At 75.0% G+C, this 22,399-nt stretch carries 20 protein-coding genes and 1 tRNA gene; 12 read left to right on the top strand and 9 right to left on the bottom strand.

Features of this window, described 5'->3' with window-relative positions:
- Nucleotides 1–76 precede the first annotated feature (76 nt).
- Both OF117_RS16255 and OF117_RS16250 read left to right on the top strand, forming a co-directional pair.
- Nucleotides 77–2,164, top strand: coding sequence for a CapA family protein (locus OF117_RS16255; protein WP_263553885.1), 2,088 nt, complete (start codon nt 77–79; stop codon nt 2,162–2,164).
- Nucleotides 2,165–2,316: 152 nt separating this feature from the next.
- Nucleotides 2,317–3,576 carry a GAF domain-containing protein gene (locus OF117_RS16250; RefSeq protein WP_263553884.1) on the top strand — a complete coding sequence of 420 codons (1,260 nt, stop codon included), beginning with the start codon at nt 2,317–2,319 and terminating at the stop codon, nt 3,574–3,576.
- A gap of 12 nt (nt 3,577–3,588) precedes the next feature.
- On the opposite strand, the gene OF117_RS16245 is transcribed toward OF117_RS16250, so the two are convergent.
- Genes OF117_RS16245 through OF117_RS16230 form a run of 4 tightly spaced genes read right to left on the bottom strand, consistent with a single transcriptional unit; the run spans nt 3,589 to nt 6,952 of the window.
- A complete protein-coding gene (locus OF117_RS16245; RefSeq protein WP_263553883.1) occupies nt 3,589–4,608 on the bottom strand; it encodes a poly-gamma-glutamate biosynthesis protein PgsC/CapC in 1,020 nt (339 codons plus the stop codon).
- Complete coding sequence (pgsB, locus tag OF117_RS16240) at nt 4,601–5,980, bottom strand: poly-gamma-glutamate synthase PgsB (RefSeq protein ID WP_263553882.1); 1,380 nt, start codon at nt 5,978–5,980, stop codon at nt 4,601–4,603. The genes OF117_RS16245 and pgsB overlap by 8 nt, the downstream gene beginning before the upstream one ends.
- Nucleotides 5,977–6,810 carry a hypothetical protein gene (locus OF117_RS16235; RefSeq protein WP_263553881.1) on the bottom strand — a complete coding sequence of 278 codons (834 nt, stop codon included), beginning with the start codon at nt 6,808–6,810 and terminating at the stop codon, nt 5,977–5,979. Before OF117_RS16235 ends, pgsB begins: the two co-directional genes overlap by 4 nt.
- 19 nt (nt 6,811–6,829) lie before the next feature.
- Nucleotides 6,830–6,952 carry a hypothetical protein gene (locus tag OF117_RS16230; RefSeq protein WP_263553880.1) on the bottom strand — a complete coding sequence of 41 codons (123 nt, stop codon included), beginning with the start codon at nt 6,950–6,952 and terminating at the stop codon, nt 6,830–6,832.
- 64 nt (nt 6,953–7,016) lie between these two features.
- On the opposite strand from OF117_RS16230, the gene OF117_RS16225 reads away from it, so the two are divergent.
- The 3 genes from OF117_RS16225 to OF117_RS16215 all read left to right on the top strand — a co-directional run bounded on the left by OF117_RS16225 (nt 7,017) and on the right by OF117_RS16215 (nt 9,348).
- On the top strand, nt 7,017–7,973 hold the full coding sequence (locus OF117_RS16225) for a hypothetical protein (RefSeq protein ID WP_263553879.1): 957 nt from the start codon (nt 7,017–7,019) through the stop codon (nt 7,971–7,973).
- Nucleotides 7,974–8,141: 168 nt separating this feature from the next.
- The gene (locus OF117_RS16220; protein ID WP_263553878.1) at nt 8,142–9,200 is read left to right on the top strand and encodes a C40 family peptidase; all 1,059 of its coding nucleotides are present in this window, start codon (nt 8,142–8,144) and stop codon (nt 9,198–9,200) included.
- Nucleotides 9,201–9,275: 75 nt separating this feature from the next.
- Nucleotides 9,276–9,348 (top strand) — tRNA-Arg (locus OF117_RS16215).
- A gap of 50 nt (nt 9,349–9,398) precedes the next feature.
- Here OF117_RS16215 and OF117_RS16210 read toward each other — a convergent pair.
- The 3 genes from OF117_RS16210 to OF117_RS16200 form a co-directional block, all read right to left on the bottom strand.
- Nucleotides 9,399–9,584, bottom strand: a complete 186-nt coding sequence (locus OF117_RS16210; protein ID WP_263553877.1) for a hypothetical protein — start codon at nt 9,582–9,584, stop codon at nt 9,399–9,401.
- A 280-nt stretch (nt 9,585–9,864) separates the two neighbouring features.
- Nucleotides 9,865–11,148, bottom strand: a complete 1,284-nt coding sequence (locus tag OF117_RS16205; RefSeq protein ID WP_263553876.1) for an FG-GAP repeat protein — start codon at nt 11,146–11,148, stop codon at nt 9,865–9,867.
- A gap of 817 nt (nt 11,149–11,965) precedes the next feature.
- Nucleotides 11,966–12,685: an NUDIX hydrolase gene (locus OF117_RS16200; RefSeq protein ID WP_318014263.1), complete on the bottom strand. Its 720-nt coding sequence runs from the start codon at nt 12,683–12,685 to the stop codon at nt 11,966–11,968.
- A gap of 70 nt (nt 12,686–12,755) precedes the next feature.
- On the opposite strand from OF117_RS16200, the gene nadA reads away from it, so the two are divergent.
- The 6 genes from nadA to OF117_RS16170 all read left to right on the top strand — a co-directional run bounded on the left by nadA (nt 12,756) and on the right by OF117_RS16170 (nt 19,889).
- Nucleotides 12,756–13,769, top strand: a complete 1,014-nt coding sequence (gene nadA / locus OF117_RS16195) for a quinolinate synthase NadA (RefSeq protein ID WP_263553875.1) — start codon at nt 12,756–12,758, stop codon at nt 13,767–13,769.
- On the top strand, nt 13,766–15,472 hold the full coding sequence (locus tag OF117_RS16190) for an L-aspartate oxidase (RefSeq protein WP_263553874.1): 1,707 nt from the start codon (nt 13,766–13,768) through the stop codon (nt 15,470–15,472). Before nadA ends, OF117_RS16190 begins: the two co-directional genes overlap by 4 nt.
- Entirely contained in the window at nt 15,469–16,371 is a 903-nt protein-coding gene (nadC, locus tag OF117_RS16185; protein WP_263553873.1) for a carboxylating nicotinate-nucleotide diphosphorylase, read from the top strand. Before OF117_RS16190 ends, nadC begins: the two co-directional genes overlap by 4 nt.
- Nucleotides 16,372–16,584: 213 nt before the next feature.
- Entirely contained in the window at nt 16,585–18,426 is a 1,842-nt protein-coding gene (locus tag OF117_RS16180) for a putative bifunctional diguanylate cyclase/phosphodiesterase (RefSeq protein ID WP_263553872.1), read from the top strand.
- 105 nt (nt 18,427–18,531) lie between these two features.
- Nucleotides 18,532–19,317: a transglutaminase-like domain-containing protein gene (locus OF117_RS16175; protein ID WP_263553871.1), complete on the top strand. Its 786-nt coding sequence runs from the start codon at nt 18,532–18,534 to the stop codon at nt 19,315–19,317.
- Nucleotides 19,318–19,364: 47 nt separating this feature from the next.
- Entirely contained in the window at nt 19,365–19,889 is a 525-nt protein-coding gene (locus OF117_RS16170) for an NUDIX domain-containing protein (protein ID WP_263553870.1), read from the top strand.
- A gap of 14 nt (nt 19,890–19,903) precedes the next feature.
- On the opposite strand, the gene OF117_RS16165 is transcribed toward OF117_RS16170, so the two are convergent.
- Nucleotides 19,904–20,377 carry a DUF1992 domain-containing protein gene (locus OF117_RS16165; RefSeq protein ID WP_263553869.1) on the bottom strand — a complete coding sequence of 158 codons (474 nt, stop codon included), beginning with the start codon at nt 20,375–20,377 and terminating at the stop codon, nt 19,904–19,906.
- Nucleotides 20,374–21,819 carry a dihydrolipoyl dehydrogenase family protein gene (locus OF117_RS16160; protein ID WP_263553868.1) on the bottom strand — a complete coding sequence of 482 codons (1,446 nt, stop codon included), beginning with the start codon at nt 21,817–21,819 and terminating at the stop codon, nt 20,374–20,376. Before OF117_RS16160 ends, OF117_RS16165 begins: the two co-directional genes overlap by 4 nt.
- Nucleotides 21,820–21,853: 34 nt before the next feature.
- Between OF117_RS16160 and OF117_RS16155 the strand changes: the two genes are divergently transcribed.
- Nucleotides 21,854–22,357, top strand: coding sequence for a flavin reductase family protein (locus OF117_RS16155; RefSeq protein ID WP_263553867.1), 504 nt, complete (start codon nt 21,854–21,856; stop codon nt 22,355–22,357).
- Nucleotides 22,358–22,399 lie beyond the last annotated feature (42 nt).

The following is a 22,399-nucleotide window of genomic DNA, read 5'->3' as shown; positions in this document are numbered from 1 at the left end:
CGGGCACCGGGCACGGGATCCTGCCCCGGGGCGTCCGCGGACCAGGCCCGCGGAGCGGCTGGACCGAGGAGGAGGAATGAGGCGCTGGTGGCTCCCGACGCTGGCGGTCCTGGTCGTCCTCCTGGCCGCCACCGCGGTGATCACCGCGAACTCCCGGCCGCCCGGAGCCGACGGCGACTCGTCGACCCTGGTCGCCCGGGTCGTCGACGAACGCGGCGAGCCACTGGCCGGCACCCGGCTCCGGCTGGGCACCGGGGGCACGGTGACCACCGACGGGAACGGCCGCGTCCGCGTGCCGGCACCCGCCCGGCCCCACCTGGTGACCGTGGCCGCCGACGGGCACCTGCCCCGGACGCAGGCGGTCCGCCCCGGTACCCCGACCGAGATCCGGCTGACGTCGGACGCCGCGCGGACGGTGTCCGTCCGCATCGCCGGGGACACCATGTTCGGCCGCCGCTTCTACGACCGGGACGACGGCGGCGAGCGCAGTGCCGGACACCTCGCCGACGGCGCAGCCGTGGCCGATCACGCCGCCCTGCTGGCTCCGGTGCGCCCGCTGCTCGAGGACGCCGACGTGACCGTGCTGAGCCTGACGACCGCCCTGACCGACCGCCCCTGGCCGGACCTCACCGGAACGCGGCCGGCCACGTTCCACCCCACCAAGGACGTCGTCTTCGCGAGCTCCCCGGCCGTGGCCCCCGCTCTCCTGGAGTCGGGCGTCGACGTCGTCTCCCTGGCCAACAGCCACGTCTACGACGCGCTGGATGCCGGGGTGGAGACCACCCTCGCGGCGCTGGACCAGGCCGGGATCGCGCGGTTCGGGGCCGGGCGGACCCTCGACGAGGCCTGGGCGCCGGCCGTCGTGGAGCGCAAGGGCCAGCGGCTGGCCTTCCTCGGCTGCACGACGATCACCGGCGCGGAGCACGCCATCAGGTTCGTCGCCGAGACCGGCCACGGCGGCGCCGCCCCCTGCAGCACCCCGCGGCTGGAGCGCGAGGTCCGCACCGCGCGCGCCACCGCGGACGCGGTCGTCGTGGTCATCGACGGCGGCCTGGAGTTCGCGCGCCAGCAGACGGACTTCGTCCGCCGGCTCGGCGGCGCCGCCGCCCGCGCGGGCGCCGCCGTCGTCGCCGGGAGCCATCCGCACGTCGTCGGCGGAGTCGGCCTGGACGGCGCGACGGTGTTCGCGGAGACCCTCGGGAACTTCCTCTACGACCGGAACGTCTGGCCGACCCTCCTGTCCTACCTGCTGCGGGTCGACCTGCGGGACGGCCGGGCGGTGCTGGGCACCGTGGATCCGTTGTTCCTCGAGGACTACGTGCCACGCCCGACCGTCGACGTCCTCGCCGACGCGGCCGCACGAGCGGCCGCCGGTCCCCTGCCCGGGTCGCCGGGTCGTCTGCGACCACCCGGCGTGGTGCTGGGCGCCGACGTCGTCCCGACCCCGCGCGAGGTCGACGTCGCGTTCGAGGGAGGCTCCGTCGTCCGGCTGTCGCCCGGGTGGTCCGTGCGCGACGCGGTCGGGGGCACGGCATCCCCGGCGGTCCGGCTCGGCGAGGACCTCCTGTGGACGGGAACGTTCGAGGACATGGACACCGATCCGCGGACCGACGGGGCCCACGGCTGGTCCCTCGGCCCCGCTGCCCGGGTCACCTCGTCGGCCGCCTGCGCCGGCGACGTCGGCGTCGAGCTCACCCGCAGCCCCGTGAGCACCGAGGACGTCCTCGTCACACCGGTGCACCGGCAGCTGGTGGGCCCGGGCACCGTCGTCTCGCTGGTCGCGGAGGTCCGGGACGCCTCCCCCGGCGCCACCCTCGAACTCCGGTGGTACCCCGCCACGCTCGGCGCGATCGGCGCGGTGACGACCCTGGCGATCCCGCCGGGCTCGTACGACGAGGGGTCCTGCGCGCAGGTCCGCATCGACGAGCGGGTGCCGGAGGGGATGGTCGCCGCCCAGCCGATGCTGCGACTGGCGCCGACCTTCGACGTCCACCGCGGTGCCCGTCTCGCGGTCGACAACGTGCAGCTGGTCGCCTGGGGCGCCGCCGGCGAGAACGGCCGGCGCTACGACGTCGTGGACGTCCTGGAGGACGTCACCCTGCCGCTGGTCGACGACGCGGCCGTGTCGCCGGAGCCGGTCGCCCACCGCAGCACGCCGTCGTGACCTCGGACGACCGTTCCCGAACCCCTGGTGAGGCCGGGGGGACGTGGTTACGGTCTCGGTGGATCGCACCCGGTCCGTGGCGCGGAGAGGGGGACCCTGCCCCGGCGCCGGCCTGCGCGAGGGACGTCCGCGCGCCGAGGAGTTGCATGCCGGTGACCGAGGTCGCTGAAGGCTCCACCGACACCTTCCTCCCCACGCTGGCCGATCCGGACCGGCTCGCGGCGCTGGACCACACCGGCCTCCTGGCCGGCGACGGTGATCCCGCGCTCGACCGTGTGGCTCGCCTGGCGTCGACCCTGGTCGACGCTCCGCGCGCGTTCGTCACGCTGGTCACCCCGGAACGCCAGCACCTGGCCGGCATGGTCCGGCGCGACGACCCCGAGAACACCTCGCGCGAGACCCCGCTGAGCGCTTCCCTGTGCCAGTTCGCCGTGGCCACCGAGGAACCCCTCGTCATCGCCGACAGCCACAGGGACCCCCTGGTGCGGGACATGGAGCCGGTCCGCAACGGAGCGGTCGGCGCGTATGCCGGCGTGCCGCTGCGCACGAGCGACGGGGACGTGCTCGGGACGTTGTGCGTGGTCGACCGGAGCCCTCGGACCTGGGACGACGACCACCTCGCCCTGCTGGACGACCTCACCGCCCTGGCCGCGCACGAGGTCGAGCAGCGGCTGGGCTCCGTGCAGGGACGACGCCTCCGCGAGCTCGCCCAGCAGGTCGCACGGGAGGTACCCCCGCTCGCGGACGCCCTCCACAGCCTCGCGGAGATCGCCGACGCGCAGGAGGAGCCGCGGCTGCACCGCTACGCGAGCCTGAGCCGCTCCCGCATGGAGACGGTCCTGTCCCTGGCCCGCCGGCTCGGGCAGGCGTCGTCCGGCGCCTCCGCGAGGCAGCGCCCCCGGGTCGCCGTGGACCTGCGGGCGGTCGCGGAGCGGTGCGTGCGCAGCGCCCGGGCGGTGACGGGGACGGACGCGATCCGGCTCGACGTGGGCCCGGAGCCGCTGCTGGTGACGTGCGACCCGTCGGGCCTGGAGCGCTCGATCACCCACGTCGTCGTGACCGCGCTGCACCACTCGGGGGGCGGAGCCCCGGTGGAACTGGCGCTGGGGCGGTCGAGACCGGTCGGTGCCCACGCCGGCGGCAGGCACGCGACCGTGGCGACGCTGACCGTCACCGCCCGGGACAGCCGGGTGCCGACCGGGGAGCTGGCCCGGATCGTCTCCCGGTTCCACGAGGCCACGTGCGACGAGACGCCCTCCGGGCAGCCGGAGGTGCCCGCGACCATCCGCATCGCCGGCGGCGCCGTGGTCGCCGAGAGCGGGTCGGTGCACGGGAGGGCGTCGACGGAGGGGCCGTTGGTGCTGCGCACCCAGTGGCCGCTGACCAGCGGGGGCGCGGTCAGCGCCCGCTGACGCCGGGCGCGGTCAGCGCTCGCCGACGCCGAGCGCCGTCAGGCCGCCGGCCAGGACGTTCATGATCGCGAACGTCCCCGTGGCGGTCAGCACCGTGCCCCAGACGGTCTTCTCCCACCCCTGGCGCTGCGCGTCGTTGGCGATGAGGGCCGGCACCATCAGCGTGATGACGGTGAGCCCCCGCCAGGGCACGTAGTCGCCGCCGGTCCACGTCGCGACGGCGAGCTCCGCGGCCCAGCCCAGGATCGCCCCGACCAGGACCATCGTGCTGAGCTTGCGGCGTCCGAAGATCAGCAGCCGTGGCATGAGCAGGTGCACGACGACGAACCAGGTGGCGACGGCGACGGCGACGCCGAACAGCAGGTCGAGCCACCGGGGAGCCACCAACGCGATGTAGGCCCCCGAGATGAAGCCTCCCGACCGCAGGCCCAGCTGCGCGTAGACGAACATGCCCACGCCGACGCTGGCCACCGCGGCGAGCACGAGCAGCAGCCTCGGGTACCCGGTGACCGAGGCCAGCCCGCCCACCGTCTCCCCCGGCTCCAGCGGCGCGATGAGCAGCAGGGACGTGTACGTGTAGACGAACAGGCCGAGGATCGCCGTCGTCGCGAGGACGGCGACGACGGTCCGGCCCGGGCGCTGCCGGGCCATGTCGTGCGCCAGGATGCCCGGCACGAGGAAGCCGATGCCCGCGATCCCCAGCAGCACCGGGTCGAGCGGCGCGAACCAGCCGGCGAGCACCGTCAGCACCATCACCAGCACGAGCCCGACGAGCACCTCGACCTCGAACTTGCGGCGGCCGTAGAGGATCACCTTGCGGGCCAACGCGCCGTGGACGACCAGGTAGGTGCTGTAGCCGGCGACGAGGGTCGTCAGGATGAACAGGGGTTGCGGCAGGTGCAGGGCCAGGTAGGCCGGCACGATGGCGCCGCCGGTGGTGAGCTGCACCCGCTCGTAGAAGAGCATGCTGACGACGACGCCGGCCACGAGGGCGACGCGGACGACTTCGGGCCGGAACAGGTAGTCATGCACTCGCGGGGGGCTCCTTCCGGTGCACCCCCCCGCCGGCGTGCCGGCCGGAGTCCCGCCCACCCGGTCTGCCGGCCACGTGCGCGCCGGCACGTCGCAGCCGTCGGGTGCCGCCCGGCATCCGGCGCGGGTCGCGCGACTCGTCCAGCTCGCTGCGGTGCTCGGCCCCCCGCAGGTGCTCGAAGTGCTCGATGAGGAGCTCGGCCTGCTCGGTGTGGATGTTCACCATGCCGACGAGCACGCCCTCGGGGCCGTCGACCAGTCCGGCGATCGTGGACAGGATGCGGTCGAGCGACGGCTGGACGGTGTCACCGAGGAAGTGGACGCGGTCGGCCGGGTACCCGAGCTCGACGATCGTCCGGCCGACCTGCTCCTCGTACGCGCCGAAGGTGATGACGTGGTCCAGGTGCGCGGACAGGTCCGTGGGCACCATCTGGGCGAACAGCTCGGCCCGCCGGCCGCGGTCGCGGCGGTTGTTGAGGATCCCGATGACCGGGGCACCGGGAGGGAAGTGCGCCCGGAGGGTGTCGAAGGTGAGCACCACGCTCTCGCGGTCGTTGGCCGCGAACATCGGGATCCAGAGGATGCGCTTGCCCAGCACGTCGTACCAGCGGAGCCGGACGACACCGACGTCCGGGACCGACTTCCACATCCCCCGCAGCGCCACCCGTCGGTCGATGCCGAGGAGGCGCGCCACCGCCAGACCGATCGCGACGTTCTCCTTGAACTGCAGGTAGTCGAAGCCGCGCATGTCCTCGTCGTCGATCCCACCGGGATCGGCGTAGACCAACCGGCTCCCCCGTTCCTCGGCCCGCGCCCGCAGCCGGTCGCGCAGGTGCGGACGGTCCTCGGCGGTGATGACCACGCCGTTGCGCGGGATGGTCAGGGAGAGGGAGTCGGCGATCTGCTCGAGGGTCTCCCCCATCTCCTCCTGGTGGTCCTCGCGGACGTTGGTGATGACGGTGACGTCCGAACGGACCATGTACTCCTGGGAGTACTGCTGGTAGAGGGGCCGCACGGCCATGCACTCGATGACGAGGGCCTCGACCCCGGGACCGACGTGCTCGGCGACCACGTCGATCTGCTCGTTGATCGTGGCCGCGCCGCGCCGGGCGATCGGGGTCTCCGTCCCCCTCCGCTCGATGACCCGCGCGGCGCTGCCCGTCGTCTTGGCCACGGTGACGAAGCCGCCCTCGCGGAGGACGCCGGCCACCAGCCGGGTCACGCTCGACTTGCCGCGGATGCCGTTGACGTGGACCCGCACGTCCAGGTGGTCCAGGCGTGCGCGGTGCGCGGAGACCGACACGGCCCAGTACGCCATGAGCAGGAGGGCCACGACGGCGAGGAAGAGGAGGCTGGCGGCCCCGGCGGTCACGTCACCCTGCCCGGGGGAACGGAGCCGGAGGAGTGGGCTCCCGTCTGCTCGATGCGGGCGGCCCGGCGGGCCGCCTCCAGCAGCGCACCCGCGTCGGTGAGCCGGTCGCTCATCACGGCGAGGCCGGCGCTGAGCTCGGCGCACTCGACGAGGTTGTGGCGCTCGTCCGTCTGCCGGACGGTGAAGGCGGCGCGCGTCGCCGCGTCCAGGACGGGTCCCACGACCTCCCAGGCCGAGGCGGCGTCCGTCTCGGGCAGGATCGCCCCGAGCTCGTCCGGCCCCAGGGCGAAGGGCACGTCGGTGTCCCGCAGCAGGGTCTCCACCAGGCGGGCGACGGCTCGGTGGGCCGCCGTCCGGGCGGTGCGGTCCAGGTCGTCGTCGGTGAGGGACACCGCGATCACCACGACGGCCAGCGGGCGGTGGTGACCGCGGGCACGGGCGACCTCGTCCTCGAGGCGGGCGGTGGCCACCTCGGCGGTCAGCAGGCCGAGCGAACCGTAGGCGGGGACGACGGCGCCGTCGTCGTCCGACTCCTCCCCCCGCCGTCCGTGCAGGGCGGCGGCGACCATGCCGACGAGCCACCCCAGCGCCATCAGGCTGATGACGAGGACCAGCGACGTCGGGAAGGACTCGGGGGTCCACTGGTCGGTGAGGCGCCGGCCCAGCACCACCGCGGCCGCGATCCCGATGCCGAGGACGAGTCCCCCGAGGGCGTCGAGGAAGAGCGCGCCGAGCGCCGTGACCACCACCGCGGAGACCCCGATGAGCGGGTACGGCCCCGGCGCGGCCACCGCGACGCCACCGGCGAGCGCCGCGACGACGAGCGCCATCGCGACCGGGACGTGCTGCTCAGTCCAGCCCGATGTCAGCCTGCGTCGCATCGCGATCGCTCCGGCCTTTCCACCGCCAGCGTGCGGACAGGAAGAGGAGGACGAAGACCGCGCCGGCCACGCCGCCGCGCAGCAGCTCCACGTACCAAGCCGGGGGATCGAGCCCCATGGCATCCGGCCCCACCCTGCGGGACCATATCCAATCCATGTGGTCGCTGACCAACGTCCCGCACCGGCGGGCGGTGCGCGCGCCGAGCGACCCGGGACCGGCCGCCCGCGTACGCGCGCCGGCCGCGGCCGTGCCGGTCCTGGTCCTCGTCGCGTGTGCCGGGCCGACGGTGGAGCCGGGCCCGACGATCGAGCAGGTGGAGCTGGGCCCTCGGATCGAGCAGATGCTCCAAGCGGGACCGGGACGCGACTCGTCGGCCTACCGCACCCTCGGCGACGCCGAGAACGGGCGCCTGGCCGACGCGGTGCTGGCCGGCCTGGAGGGGGGCGAGGAGCCGCCGCTGCCGGACGGCACCCAGGCCCTGGAGGCGGTCGACGGATCCGACCGGCCGGTGCGGGTCGTGGCCGAGGACCTGGACGGCGGAGAGCTGCGCGGGCTGGGCCTCTACGCCGTCCGGGACGGCGCGGGCGTGCCGCCCCGGCTCGTCGTCGAGGTGCCGCACCCGCGCGCCGACCGGCGGACCGAGGACCTCGGCCCCGAGCTGTTCACGGCTCTCGACGCCGACGCCCTGTTCGTCGCCGGCGCCCACCGGACCGCGGGCGACGACGCGGCGGACGTCGCCCACGAACGGGACAGCGCCTTCGCCGCCGTCGACCGGGCGGTGGTCGGCCGCGGAACCGTCGTCCTGCAGGTCCACGGGTTCGACGACTCCGACCACGAGGGCGCCGCCCAGGTCGTCCTGTCCAGCGGCAAGGCCGATCCCGATCCCCTGGTGCGGGACCTGGACGCGGCCCTGCAGGACGCCGGCGTCGAGACCTGCGTCTACGACGGGAAGCGGTGCCAGGACCTGGCGGGCACGACGAACGTCCAGGCCGCGCACGCCCACGAGGTGGGCGCCACCTTCGTCCACCTGGAACTGGCCCCGGACCTGCGCGAGGAGGGCGCCGATCGCGACCGCCTGGTGGACGTCCTCGCCGAGGTGCTCACGCGCTGACGCCGCGGCGCCGCCCGATGCCCGCTCGTCACTACGTGTGATCGGGACACCGTGTAGAGTGAGCGACGCGATGCCCCGCTCCACGCGGGCGCCCGTCCGCAGCGAGGGTCGCCGGACGGATTCGGACGTCCGGGCGCCCGTGCGGCGGCGGGAGCGAGGAAGACGCTGATGCGCGCGAAGACGAGCGGGCAGGAATCACGGGTCGTGCGTCGTGCCCGGGCGGCGGCGATCGCGGTGGTCCTGCTCGGGGGCGCGGCCCTGGCCACGACCGACGGCGATCCCGTCCCTGCGCCGGCGGGTGGCACGGACATCGCGGACGCGTCGACGCAGGCTTCCGCGGCGACCGGCCCGCTGACGACCGCTCCCGGAGTCGGCACGCGCGGTCCGCTGCGCGAGACGCGGATGGCCGCGCCCGACCGGGTCGTCGTCCGCGACGACCTGGGGCCGGTGGCCACCTTCACGGTCGGCTCCCGCACCGTGACGCTGCGCGGACCGCAGCGGACGTTCACCGAGTCGACGACGACCGCGTCGGTCACCACGACCACATGGGTGCGGCTGCTCCCGCAGCCCTTCGCGGGCACCGTGGACCACGGCTGGCTGACCGCCCGCCTGCACGACACCGACGACGACGTGCTCGAGGTGGCGCGCCAGTACCTCACCGGTGCGCCCGACCGCACGGACGCGTCCGGCTCCCGGATCGCCGGCGATGCGTCCTACGGGCCGCTGCGGACCGACGGCACCCGCGAAGAGGGCTCGGACTTCAACGACTACCTCGGCGTCCCCTGGTCCTACGCGACCGGGGGCGACCGGCCGGAGGTCCACCAGCAGGGAGCTCTCGACTGCTCGGGATACGTCCGCGCCGTCTTCGGTCACCGCGGCGGCGTACCGCTGACCCTGGAGCCGGACGGCGCGGCGCTGCCCCGGCGCGCGGTGCAGATGAACGCCTCGGCACCCGGGGTCGTCGTCGTCCGCGACACCGGGACGCGTCCGGTCGGCCTGGCCGCCCTGCAGCCCGGAGACCTGGTGTTCTTCGACGCGAGCACCGACGACGGCACGCTCGTCGACCACGTCGGCATCCTGCTGGGCACGGACTCCACGGGCGCCCCCCGGTTCCTGTCCAGCCGCAAGGGCGCGGACGGGCCCACGATGGGCGACGTCCGCGGCCGGTCGATCCTGTCCGGGAACGGGCTGTACGCCAGCTCCTTCCGCTCGGCCCGGCGTCTCTGACGCCAGCGGCACCGACCCGCCCCGGGCTGGGTCCGTCCCCGAACGGGCCGGGACCAGTGCGATGATCAGGGCCTCGCGCCCGTAGCTCAGCGGATAGAGCAGGTGCCTTCTAAGCACTTGGTCGCAGGTTCGATCCCTGCCGGGCGCGCGCCGGGCGACCCTCCGGGTCGGGGATCCGTCAGCCGACGACCAGCGGGGTCAGCCCGCCGGCTGCGCCGCCGCGGGTCCGGGCGAGCCCGACCCGTGCACCGCCCCGGCGGGTAGCGGCACCGCGCGCCGGGTCGTGGCTCCGGGTGAGGAGACGCGCTCCGAGGCCAACCCGACGGCGGCGACAACGGCCGCCAACCCGTACCAGCTCCCCAGCAGCATCCAGAACACCGCCACGACGACCCCTCCCGCCTTCCGGACCGGACGGGAGGGACATCGGCAGGAGCGCCCTCGGATGGAACGGTCCGCTCCGCGGATGCTCCGGACGGGTGAGCCCTCGCGCCGACGAACGCCTGTCGGCACCGCCGGGACCCACCCCTTTCACCGCGCAGGTTCTCGTTGCCCGGGTCGGGCTGCGGGCGACCTGACGACCCGAGCAGTCACTCGCGTCCATGCAGCAACTCTGGACGCACCCGTCCGAGAGTCCGCATCGAAGTCGAAGACGTCGTCGACGGTGTCAAGGTACGGACACGACGTAGGCCGAACCGTCGTCGGTTCCCGCAACATTGTCCTCTGGTGCCCCGATCACCGCGGTTCCACCGGAGAGATCCACGTCGTAACCGAACTTGTCCGTCGCGGAGGCATCCACCGCCCTGATGGTCTCGTGAAGCCCGAAGTCTGATCCGATCCGGCGGTACACGTACGCCTCCCCCGTGCGTTGATTCGTATCAGGGGCGCCGACCAGTGCGGTCGGGCTGCCCGATGCGGTGTCGATGGCCACGGACTGGCCGAAGGCTGCGGCGTTCGCCGGAGCGCAGTCGAGCGATCCCTCCGCCGTCCAGGTCACCCCCGCGCGCGCGAAGAAATAGACGATGCTCAGGTTGCCGCAGAAGAAGTTGGAGCTGCCAACCGGCTCGCCGACGACCAAGAAATCCCCGAAGACGGCAACGGACGTCCCGAAGGACTTGCCACCGCCGAGCGGGGATGTGAGCCGGGCCTGCGGCGTCCACGGCGAAGCCGGATCATCCGGACGCACGAACACATGGACGGATCCACGTTGGTCGTCCTCCGGCGCTCCGACGACCGCGGTCAGTGCCGACATCTCGACCGCAGAGCCGAAGAACTCGAAGTCGCCGGCGCTGCCCCCAGCGGTCAGCGAGGAGCGAAAGCCCCAATCCTCGGGACGGTAGAAGGCGGTGACAGATCCTGATTGGGAGAGCCCGCCCGCACCGGTCGTATCGTCCAATGGCACGCCGATCAGAGCATCACTCCGGGCGATCGTGACGGAGGACCCGAATCGATCATTACCTCCACGGTTGTGCGCGATGGTGACCTTTCGTGACTGCGTCCAGGTGGTGCCCACCCGGGTGAACACGTAGGCCGCACCGGCATCCGTCCCGCCGGGGTTGTCGTCGAAGGGCGCGCCTATGACCAAGTGGGTGCCGATACCACCTGAGAAGACGTCGACGGACGCCCCGAATTGATCTCCCGATGCGGTGTCCACGCCCGTCAACATCGCCTCCTGCACCCAGGTCGCACCAGATCGCCTGAACACATAAGCGGCACCGGCGTCCGTCTTACCGTCGTAGTCATCAAAGGGAGCTCCGACGACGGCGACGGCACCCCATATCGCGACAGAGGTACCGAACCGGGATCCATCTTCGAGCCCTGGGACGGAAAGCTTGGTCGTAGCCACGATCGGCGCGGGCTGCGCCTCGGCCACAGGAGCTGGGATGAGGGTCCCCGCGGCCGCGAGGGCGGTCGCGAGAACCGTGACCGCCGGCGTTCGTCGGTCGGTCATGGCGTCTCCCGAACGACCGCACGACGACCTGTGCGGGTGCGGACGTGCTCGGTCGAGATGACAGAGCTCCGGGCCGAGTCGGGCCTCGCATGGCGGAACTGGTCGGGAACGCCGGATTCCTGCCGCTCGTGCGGCAGCGGCAGCAGGTCCAGCCCGAGCGGAGGCCCAGCTCGGTGGCCCGTCCGACCCCGCCCAGGCCGATGGGAGGCAGGCAGGCGAAGCCACTGAGAAAGTTCCGGGTGGTGCGGGCCGATCTCGTCGGGCTGCCCACGCCCCGACCGGCTCGGACCGGGGGGTGGGCGGAACGATCCACGGACCATGGCCTCGGCAGGCTGGTCCGCGCTCATCCGGGGCTGCGGTGTGACGCCGTCCCAGGACGCGTCGGGACATGCACGCTCGAAGCCCATGCGATGGTCGGCGACCGCCGCACGACCCTCGAGACGGGGCCCCTCGGGCACCTCGGCGACGGCCTCCTCGGCGTACGGTCGCTCGATCGCGGCGTTCTGGCCGGCCATGACGGCATCGGTGATCCGCTCCGTGATCTGTCGCGCCTGCCCCATGACGACCTCCTCAGTCGCCGTCGGACCCGCCCGCTCAGCACGTCCTCGGTGGGGTCCTCGTCCGTGGCGGGCCGGCTCCAGCGTGGACCGCGTCGGAACAGGCGCTGAAGAGCCGAACGGCCCGTCGGAATCCTTGGTTCAGCTCGATGCCATCGCCTTCGGCAGCCCCGGGTTGCGGCGCCGACGTGGCCGCCGCCGACGTCGGCGTCCGGCTGCTCCGTGCTGCGGCGCCGCAACTGCGGTCGACCGCCCGCGGATCACCGCCGCTCGGTCGGGCGCTCGGACGGCGGCCGGAAGACCGCGAACGGGTCGGTCACCTCCAGCGACGACGAGGCGAACCGGTAGAGCATCGCCGGGCGACCACCGGACCTCCCCGGGTGCGCCATCTCGCCGGTCGGCTCGAGCACCCCCCGCCGCAGCAGCACCCGCTGCAGGTTGGTCGCCGTCACGTCGTAGCCGAGCGCCGCGACGTAGACGGTCCGCAGCTCGGCGATGGTGAAGGTCGGCGGCGCGAGGGCGAACCCGACGTTGGTGTACGACAGCTTCGCCCGCAGCCGGCCCAGGGCCGAGCCGACGATCGAGCCGTGGTCGAACGCCGTCGGCGGCAGCGCGGCGACCGGGTGCCAGGCGGTGTCGTCGGGGAGGGCCGGGTCCAGGCCGGCCGGGATCAACCCCAGGTAGGCGGTGGCCACCGTCCGACCGCGCGGGTCGCGGCCGGGGTCGCTGCGGGTCTCCAGCTGCTCCAGGTGGGCCAGTTGCCGCAGCTCGACCTTCGACGCCAGCTGCCGGGCCACCGACGCACCGAGCGTCTCGTCGGGCAGCAGCGGCCCGCCGGGGAGGGCCCAGGCGCCGACGAAGGGGGCGTTGGCCCGCTGCCACAGCAGGACGTGCAGGCGCGCCGCCCGGACCTGCAGCACGACGGCCAGGGCCTGGTGCGGAAAGGCCGGGCGGTCCGGTGAGGACCACACGGAAGCCACGCAGTGCATGGTACGTTGACGCCCATAGGTTTCAAACCTACGGTATAAAACCGACCGCCAGGAGGCCACGGTGACCGCGATCCTTTCCGCCCCGACCCGCAGCACCTGGTCCCCCGAGCAGTGGCAGGACTGGCGCGACGAGGTCCGCCGGCTGGCCGCCGAGCGCGACGCCGTCCTGCTCGCGCACAACTACCAGGCCCCGGAGATCCAGGACGTCGCCGACCACGTCGGCGACTCCCTCGCCCTCTCCCGCCTCGCCGCCGCCAGCGAGGCGAGCACGATCGTCTTCGCCGGCGTCCACTTCATGGCCGAGACGGCCAAGATCCTGGCGCCGGAGAAGACCGTCCTGGTGCCCGACGCGAACGCCGGCTGCTCGCTGGCCGACACCATCACCGCCGACCAGCTGCGTGCGTGGAAGGCCGAACACCCCGGCGCCGTCGTCGTCTCCTACGTCAACACCTCGGCCGAGGTGAAGGCCGAGACCGACATCTGCTGCACGTCGTCCAACGCCGTCGAGGTCGTGGAGTCGGTACCGGCCGACCGGGAGATCCTCTTCCTGCCCGACCAGTTCCTCGGCGCGCACGTCCAGCGGGTCACCGGCCGCACCGACATGCGCATCTGGATGGGCGAGTGCCACGTGCACGCCGGCATCTCCCCCACCGACCTGCGGGCCAGCGTCGAGCGCGACCCGGACGCCGAGCTGCTCGTGCACCCCGAGTGCGGCTGCGCGACCAGCGCGCTGTGGATGGTCGGCTCCGGCGACCTCCCGGAGGAACGGGTCCACGTCCTCTCCACCGGCGGCATGCTCGACCAGGCCCGGCGGACGACGGCGAAGCGCGTGCTGGTCGCCACCGAGATCGGCATGCTGCACCAGCTCCGGCAGGCCAACCGGACGACGGACTTCCAGCCGGTCAACCCGCGTGCCGCCTGCCCCTACATGAAGATGTCGACGCCGGAGAAGCTGCTGCGCGCGCTCCGCGAGGGCCGCGACGAGGTGACCGTCGACCCCGCCGTCGCCGCCCGGGCGCGCGCCGCGGTCGAGGCGATGGTCGCCCTGGGGACGCCGTCCCCGGTGGCCGAGTGAGGACGGCGGCGCCGCGGCGGCTGACCCCGGTCCCCCCGGCGGTCGTCCCGGCGGTCGTCCCGGCCCTCCCCCTGCCGGCCGCCGGCTGGACGCGGACGACCGACGTCGTGGTCGTCGGCAGCGGGGCGGCCGGGCTGATGGCCGCGCTGGCACTGGCCGATGCCGGGCGCGCGGTCACCGTCGTGACCAAGGGCTGCCTCGGCGACGGCAGCACCGCCTGGGCGCAGGGCGGCCTGGCCGCCGTCCTCGGCCCGGACGACGACCACCGGCTGCACGTCCACGACACCCTCGTCGCGGGCGCCGGGCTCTGCGACGAGCCGGCGGTGCGCACCCTCGTCGCGGAGGCACCCGCCGCGATCGCCCTGCTGCAGCGCCTCGGTGCCCGGCTCGACCTCGCCCCCGACGGCCGGCCCGCGCTGACCCGCGAGGGCGGGCACAGCCGCGACCGGATCGTGCACGCCGGCGGTGACGCCAGCGGCGCCGAGGTCACCCACACGCTCGGCACCGCGCTCCGGGCCCGCGGTGTCGCGGTGCTCGACCGCACCGCCGCCCTCGACACCCTGCGCGCCCCCGGCGGGGCGGTCGCCGGACTGCGGGTGGCCCGGGTCGCCGACGACGGCCGGTTGGTCGACGCCGGCGACCTCCGCGCGCGGGCCGTCGTCCTCGCCACCGGCGGCTACGGGCACGTGTACGCGGCCACCAGCAACCCCGCCGGGGCGACCGGTGACGGGCTGGCCCTGGCGCTGCGCGCCGGGGCCGAGGCCGCCGACGTGGAGTTCGTCCAGTTCCACCCGACCGTGCTGTGGCGCGGTCCGGACGCCGAGGGCCAGCAGGTGCTGGTCTCCGAGGCGGTCCGCGGCGAGGGCGCCGTCCTGGTCGACCGGTCCGGACGCCGGATCATGGCCGGCGCGCACCCGCTGGCCGACCTCGCCCCGCGCGACGTCGTCTCGGCCACCATCGCCGCGCACCTGCGCGCCACCGGCGCCGACTGCGTGTTCCTCGACGCCACGCACCTGGGCCGCGCGTTCCTCGAGCGGCGGTTCCCCGGCATCCTGCGCGCCTGCCGCGCGGCCGGCGTCGACCCGGCCGGCGAGCCGGTGCCGGTCGTCCCCGCCGCCCACTACACCTGCGGGGGCGTGCTCGCCGAGCTCGACGGGCGCACCGGCGTCGCCGGCCTGTTCGCGGTCGGGGAGGTGGCGTGCACCGGCGTCCAGGGCGCCAACCGGCTGGCCTCCAACTCGATCCCCGAGGGGCTGGTCGCCGCCCGCCGCTGCGCGGCGCTGCTCGCGACGGAGCTACCGGCGCCCGCGGACCCGGTGCCGCCGTCCGAGGCCGGGACCGCGGTCGACCCCGCGGCCCGGAGTGCGCTCACCGCGGCCACCAGCCGCGGCGCGGGCGTGCTGCGCGACGCCGACGGCCTGGGCGGGCTCGCCGCTGCGCTGGCCGCCGTCCCCCACCGCGACGCCGCGCTGCCGCTCGACCTGGCCGCGCTGGAGGTCACCGCCCTGCACACCGCCGCCACGCTGCTCGCCGCCGCGGCGCTCGGCCGACCCGAGAGCCGCGGCTGCCACCGGCGCGCCGACGCGCCCGCGCCCCGCGCCGACTGGCGGGTGCGCCTGGCGCACCGCATCGACGCCGCCGGGCACGTGCACACCCGCCGGCTGCCCGTGCGCGGCGCGCAGCCCGAGCAGGTGGTCGCGTGACCGCCGCCCGGGAGGAGACCCTGCCGGCCGAGGTCGCCGACGCCCTCCGGACCGGGGGGCTCGACCCGGCCGGCGTCCGGCGGATCGTGCGGCGGGCGCTCGACGAGGACCTCGCGCTCGGTCCCGACGTCACCACGCTGGCGACCGTGCCCGCGCGCGCCCGGGCGAGCGGAGACGTGGTTCCGCGCGTGCCCGGCGTGCTCGCCGGCGTCCCGGTGGCCGCCGCGGTGTTCGCCCTGGTCGGGGGCTCGGACGTCGAGACCGTGCTGCGCGCGGCCGACGGCGCCGCCGCCGAGCCGGGACGCCCCGCGCTCACCGTCACCGGGCCCACCCGGGCGCTGCTGACCGCCGAGCGCACCGCGCTCAACCTGGTCGGCCGGCTCTCGGGCATCGCCACGCTGACCCGGGCCTGGGTCGACGCGGTGGCCGGCAGCGGCGCGGCGATCCGCGACACCCGCAAGACCACGCCGGGCCTGCGGGTGCTGGAGAAGTACGCCGTCCGCTGCGGCGCCGGCGTCAACCACCGGATGGCGCTCGGCGACGCCGCGCTGGTCAAGGACAACCACGTCCTGGCCGCCGGCGGCATCACCGCGGCGGTCGAGGCGGTCCGGACGACGGCGCCGCACGTGCCGCTCGAGGTCGAGTGCGACACGCTCGACCAGGTCCGCGAGGCCGTGGCCGTGGGAGTCGAGCTCGTGCTGCTCGACAACTTCTCCCTCGACGACACCCGCGCCGCGGTCGAGCTGGTGCGCGGCACCGGGGTGCGGCTGGAGGCCAGCGGCGGACTGTCGCTGGACCGCGCGGCGGAGGTGGCCGCCACCGGCGTCGACTACCTGGCCGTGGGGGCGCTCACCCACAGCGCGCCGGTGCTCGACCTCGGCTTCGACCTGCACGCCTGACCTGCCCCCCGCCCGGGTCCGCCGCTCGACGACTCGTGGCGGTTCCGGATGCGGCGGAGCAACCGCATGTGCCGGCGGACGCGACCGGGACCCGCGACGGGGCGGGCGGGTGTGACGGACGCGCACGTCCCGTCACCCAGTGTGGTCGGTTGACCACGACTCTCCGTGTACCGGTTCCGTCACTCCACGGCTCCGATGAGTGAAGGTGTCCGGGTGAGCTTCCCCGCCCCCGAGCCGTCGCGCGACTCCGGCGGCGCTCCTCTCGCGGCGTCCGGGCACCGCCTGCGCGCGATCGACACGCTGCTCGCCGACCGCGGCCAGCTGTTCCAGGCGCTGTTCCTCGCCGCGCCGATCGCCAAGGCCCTGGTCGACCTCGACGGTCACGTGCTCGTCGCCAACACCATGCTGTGCGCCCTGACCGGGCGGACGGCGGAGGAGCTCGCCGGCCGGCACGTCGACCTGCTCGCGCACCCCGACGACGCGCCGATCAGCGACATCGCGCCGTTCCAGCCGCCGGACGCGCCGCAGCTGGACCCCTACCTGCTGCTGGACGGCGAGCGGCGGCTGCGGCGCTCCGACGGCCGCGAGCTGTGGGTGGTGCAGTCGCACGAGGTGGTGCACCACAGCAACGGCTCGCCGATGTTCGTCGTCCTGTCGCTGGTCGACGTGACCGACCGCCGCCGGGCGGAGGAGGACCTGGTCCGCCGGGCCTTCACCGACCCGCTCACCGGCCTGCCCAACCGGCGCGCGCTGACCGACCGGCTGCGGCACGCCGTGGCGCTCTCCCGCCGCCGCGGCCTGCAGGTGGGCCTCGTGCACCTGAACGTCGACCGGTTCAAGGCGGTCAACGAGGCGCTCGGGCACGAGGCCGGCGACCTGCTGCTCAGCCAGGTGGCCGACCGGCTGCGCTGGAGCACCCGGGTGGAGGACACCGCCGTCCGGCTCGGTGCCGACGAGTTCCTCGTCGTCGCCGAGGACGTCGAGGACCTCGACGGGCTGCGGGCCCTGGCCCACCGGCTGCTCGGCGTGCTCGACGAGCCGTTCGTGGTGAACGACCGGGAGATCACCCTCTCGGCCAGCGTCGGCCTGACCCTCGGCAACGACATGACGCCCGACGACCTGCTGCGGCAGGCCCAGAGCGCGCTCACCCGGGCGAAGGCCGACGGCACCCGGGGGCGCATCGAGGTGCACGAGGGCGTCCTCAGCGGCAGCGAGATGGACGCGCTGCAGCTGGAGACCGACCTCAAGCACGCGCTCGACAACGACGAGCTGCGGCTGTTCTACCAGCCGATCGTCCACCTGGCCGACGAGACGCTGCTCGGCTACGAGGCGCTGATCCGCTGGCAGCACCCCACCCGGGGCCTGCTGCCGCCCGGCGCCTTCCTCGCCGCCGCGGAGAACAACCGGCTCACCTCCAAGCTCGGCGAGTGGGTGCTGCGCCAGGCCTGCCACGACGCGGCGACCTGGCCCGACGACCTGCGGGTGCACGTCAACATCTCCGCCCGGCACCTGGCCGAGGAGGGGTTCAGCGAGCTGGTCGCCGCGGCGCTCGCCGAGTCCGGGCTGCCGCCCGAGCGGCTCGAGCTGGAGATCACCGAGTCGACGGCGCTGTTCGCCGCCGAGGCCACCCTGCACTCGGTGGCGGTGGTCACCGACCAGGGCGTCACGCTGGCGCTCGACGACTTCGGCACCGGCTACTCGGCCATCACCGCGCTGCACCGGCTGCCCATCCACACCGTCAAGATCGACCGCTCCTTCGTCGCGGACGTGGTCACCGAACCGTCGACCGCCGCCCTGGTGCACGGGCTGCTGCAGCTCGGCCGCGGCATGGGCCTGCAGGTCATCGCCGAGGGCATCGAGGACCTCGACCAGGCCGAGTGGCTGCGCGAGCACGGCTGCGCCATGGCCCAGGGCTACGCCTTCGGCCGTCCGGCTCCCCTCCCCGGCCCCGCCGAGCTGCTGCTCGAGCAGCTCGCGGCCGAGTCGGGTGCCGACGTCCCGGGCCACCCCGACACCGCCTGCACCGAGGAGACCCCGGCGGACGAGCACCCCTGACCCGGAGTGCATCCGTGCGCGCGACCCGCACGGATCCACTCCGCTCGGCTGCTCCGTGACGCACGACACGAGGCGCCTGACCAGCGCGGACGCCAGGATGCCCCCATGCGCACCGACGTCGCCGCCTCGCTCACCCTCTCCTGCCCCGCACCGGCGACCGCGCTGCTGCAGGTCGCCGTCGCCCGCCCGGCCGAGGAGCAGCTCACCGTGCTCACCGAGGGGCGCCCGGTGCCGGCCGAGGAGGTCGCGGTGGACGGCGCCCGCGTGCACCGGGTGCGGCTGGCCGAGGGCACCACGACCGTCCGCTACACGGCCCGCGTCGAGGACGGCGGCACGCCTCGGCCGGTGACGCCGGCCGAGGAGACGGTGGCCCTCCGCCCCAGCCGCTACTGCCCGTCGGACCAGCTGGAGGGCTTCGCCACCGGCGAGTTCGACCGCTCGCTGCCCCGGGGCGAGCTGGTCACCGCGGTCGCCGACTGGGTGCACCGCCGGCTGGTCTACGCCGCCGGCGCGAGCCGCCCGGTCGACACCGCCGTCGACACGCTGCTCGCCGGCCAGGGGGTGTGCCGCGACTACGCGCACCTCACCGTCACGCTGCTGCGGGCGCTGGAGGTGCCCGCCCGGCTGGTCGCCGTCTACGCGCCCGGGCTGTCGCCGATGGACTTCCACGCCGTCGTCGAGACCGCCGTCGACGGCACCTGGTGCACGGTCGACGCGACGCGGCTGGCCCCGACGGCGTCCCTGGTGCGCATCTGCTCCGGTCGGGACGCCGCTGACACCGCCTTCCTCACCACGCTCGGCGGTCGGGCGACGCTCACCGACATGCGGGTGACCGCCGCCGTCGAGGGCGCGCTCCCCCGACCGGACCCCACGCCGTTCCCCCTGCCCTGAGCCTTCCGGAGCGCGCGTCGCCCCGCGCCGTCTGCCAAGGTGACCGGGTGCGGACGACGGGCAGCCGAGAGGTGTACCGCAACCCGTGGATCCGGGTCCGGGAGGACGCCGTCGAGCTGGCCGACGGCTCGGCCGGCGTCTACGGCGTCGTCGAGCGCCCGCACTTCGCGCTGGTCCTCCCGCGCGAGGACGACGGCTTCTGGCTGGTCGAGCAGTTCCGCTACCCGCTCGGCCGCCGGGCGTGGGAGTTCCCGCAGGGCACCTGGTCGGCCGGCAACGACGGGTCGGCCGAGGAGCTCGCCCTTGCGGAGCTCGCCGAGGAGACCGGCCTGCGGGCCCGGCGGATCGAGCACCTCGGCCGGCTGGACCTCGCGCCGGGGCTGGCGACGCAGCGGTTCGACGTCTGGCTGGCCACCGACCTCGTGCACGGCGACGCGCAGCGGGAGGCCACCGAGGCCGACATGGTGCAGGCGTTCGTGCCGGACGACGAGCTGCACGCGCGGATCCGCGACGGCCGGTTCACCGACGGCCCGTCGCTGGCCGCCTACGCGCTCTGGCTGCTCCGCGGCTGACCGGCCGGGCCGGGTCAGCGCCGGCGCCGCCACCACCGCCGGCGGGTCGTCGGCGCGGGCGGCGCCGCCTCCTCGGCCGGGGCGGGGCGGGCCGCGCGCCACGCGGCCACCGCGGCGGCGACGTCGACCTGCCCGACCGGCACGGGCGGGCCCTCGGCGGGCCGCCGCCAGAAGGCGTCGACGCGCGCGTTGAAGTTGTCGACCGCGGCGCGCACCGCCGTCTCCGACGGCAACCGGGCCAGCCGGGCCGGCAGGTCCTCCCGCTCCCGGCGCAGCGCCAACCCGGGCGGCAGCATGCCCAGCGGGTCGACGTTCTCCCGGCGGGCCCACTCCAGCGCCCAGTCGTAGCTGGTCAGCTCGCGGTCGAGGCCCGCGAGCGGCCGGCCGGCCCCGGCCAGGTCGTCGAAGGCGCCGGCCTCCTGCGCCCTGCGCACCTGGGAGTCGACCCACGTCTGGAACGACACACCGGGCGGCTTGCGTTCCGTCACCCGACCTCCCCGTCGGCGCCCGAGTCGCGCCAGGTCTCCAGGAGCCGCAGCCAGACCTCGTTCATCGTCGGATAGGCGGGCACCGCGTGCCACAGCCGGCTGATCGGCACCTCCCCGACGACGGCGACGGTGGCCGCCTGCAGCAGCTCGGCGACCCCGGCGCCGACGAAGGTCGCCCCGAGCAGCACCTCCCGTTCGGCGTCGACGACCGCGATCGCCGTCCCCTCGTAGCCGTCGGTGAACAGCGACGCCCCGGCGACCTGGCCGATCGGGTACTCGACGACCCGGTGCGGCCGGCCCTGCTGCGCGGCCTCGGCCGACGTCAGGCCGACGCTGGCGACCTGCGGGGAGGTGAACACGACCGACGGGGTCGCGACCCGGTCGGCGGTGGCTGCGAACGGCGACCAGTCGTCGAGCGGGACCTCCTCCCCCCGCGCCCGGGCGACGATGGCGGCGCCGGCCTGCCGGGCCTGGTACTTGCCCATGTGCGTGAGCTGGCGGCGGCCGTTGACGTCGCCGACGCCGTACAGCCACGGCCGCCCGCGCACCTGCATCGAGTCGTCGACGTCGAGGTAGCGCCCGGGTTCCAGCCCGACGGTCTCCACGCCGAGGTCCCGCGTGCGGGCGCGCCGGCCGACCGCGACCAGCAGCCGGTCGCCGCGCAGCTCGCCGTCCGCCGTCGTCACCACGACCTCGGCGCCGTCGCGCCGGGCCGCGGTCACCCCGGTCCCCAGCCGGACGTCGACGTCGCGCTCGCGGAGCGAGGCGGCCACCGCGTCGGACGCGGCGCGCTCGGCACCCGCCAGCAGCCGGTCCCCCATCTCCAGCACGGTCACCCGCGAGCCGAGCGCCTGCCAGGCGAAGGCCATCTCGCAACCCACGTAGCCGCCACCCAGCACGAGCAGCCGGCCGGGCGCCTCCTTCGCGCTGGTGGCGTCGCGCGGCATCCAGGGCTCGACGTCGGCCAGCCCGTCGACCGGTGGCAGGGCCGGCTCCGAGCCGGTGCACACCCCGACCGCGTGCCGGGCGGTGAGCCGCAGGTCGCCGTCACCGGTGCCGACGACCACCGCCCGCTCGCCGTCCAGCCGTCCGGCGCCGCGGACGAGCGCGATCCCGGCGCTCTCGACCCAGCTCACCTGGCTGGAGTCGTCCCAACCGTGGGTGAAGGTGTCGCGGCGGGCGAGCGTGGCGGCGACGTCCTGCCGCCCGGTGACCGCCTGCCGGGCGCCGTCGACCGACCGCGCCTCGGTGAGCACCTCGGTGCCGCGCAGCAGGGCCTTGCTCGGCATGCAGGCCCAGTAGGAGCACTCGCCGCCGACCAGGTCGGGCTCGACCAGGACGGCGGACAGCCCGCCCTTCACCACGATGTCCGCCAGGTTCTCACCGGTCGACCCGGCGCCGAGGACGACGACGTCGAAGGTCCGCTCCCGCGCACTGGTCACCGACCCATCCTCACGATGTGGTCGACTGGCCGCCATGCCGGTCGACGCCGCCGAGTTCGCCGCTGCGCTGCGGCAGTACGCCTCCGGCGTGTGCCTGCTGACCGTGCAGGACGACATCGACGACGTCGGGACGACGGTGAGCTCGGTCATGAGCGTCTCGGCGGCGCCGCCGCTGGTCGCCGTCGGGCTGGCGGCCGACGGCTATCCGGCCGAGGTGCTCGGCGGGGTCGGCGCCTGCGCCCTCACCGTGCTCGCCGCGCAGCACGCGATCGTCGCCAGCCGCTTCGCCTCGGCCGGTCGCCCCAGCGCCCGGCACCTGCTGGAGTCCGTCCCCTGGACCCGGGCGGCCGGCAGCGGCGCGATCGTGCTGCGCGACGGCGTGGCCGGGCTCGACTGCCGGGTGTCGTCGCTGGTGCCGGCCGGCGACCACGTGCTCGCGCTGCTGGAGGTCGACGCCGTCCCGGTGCTCGACGTGCGCGCCCGGCCCCTGCTGCGGCTGCGCGGCCGGTACGCCGAGGCCGTCCCCGTCCAGGCCTGACCCTCCGACGGTGGTGATGGCCATCACCACCGTCGCTGTCGG

It is taken from the genome of Geodermatophilus sp. YIM 151500, from assembly GCF_025716945.1.
GTDB lineage: Bacteria > Actinomycetota > Actinomycetes > Mycobacteriales > Geodermatophilaceae > YIM-151500.
This window is presented reverse-complemented; position numbering and strand designations above follow the sequence as displayed.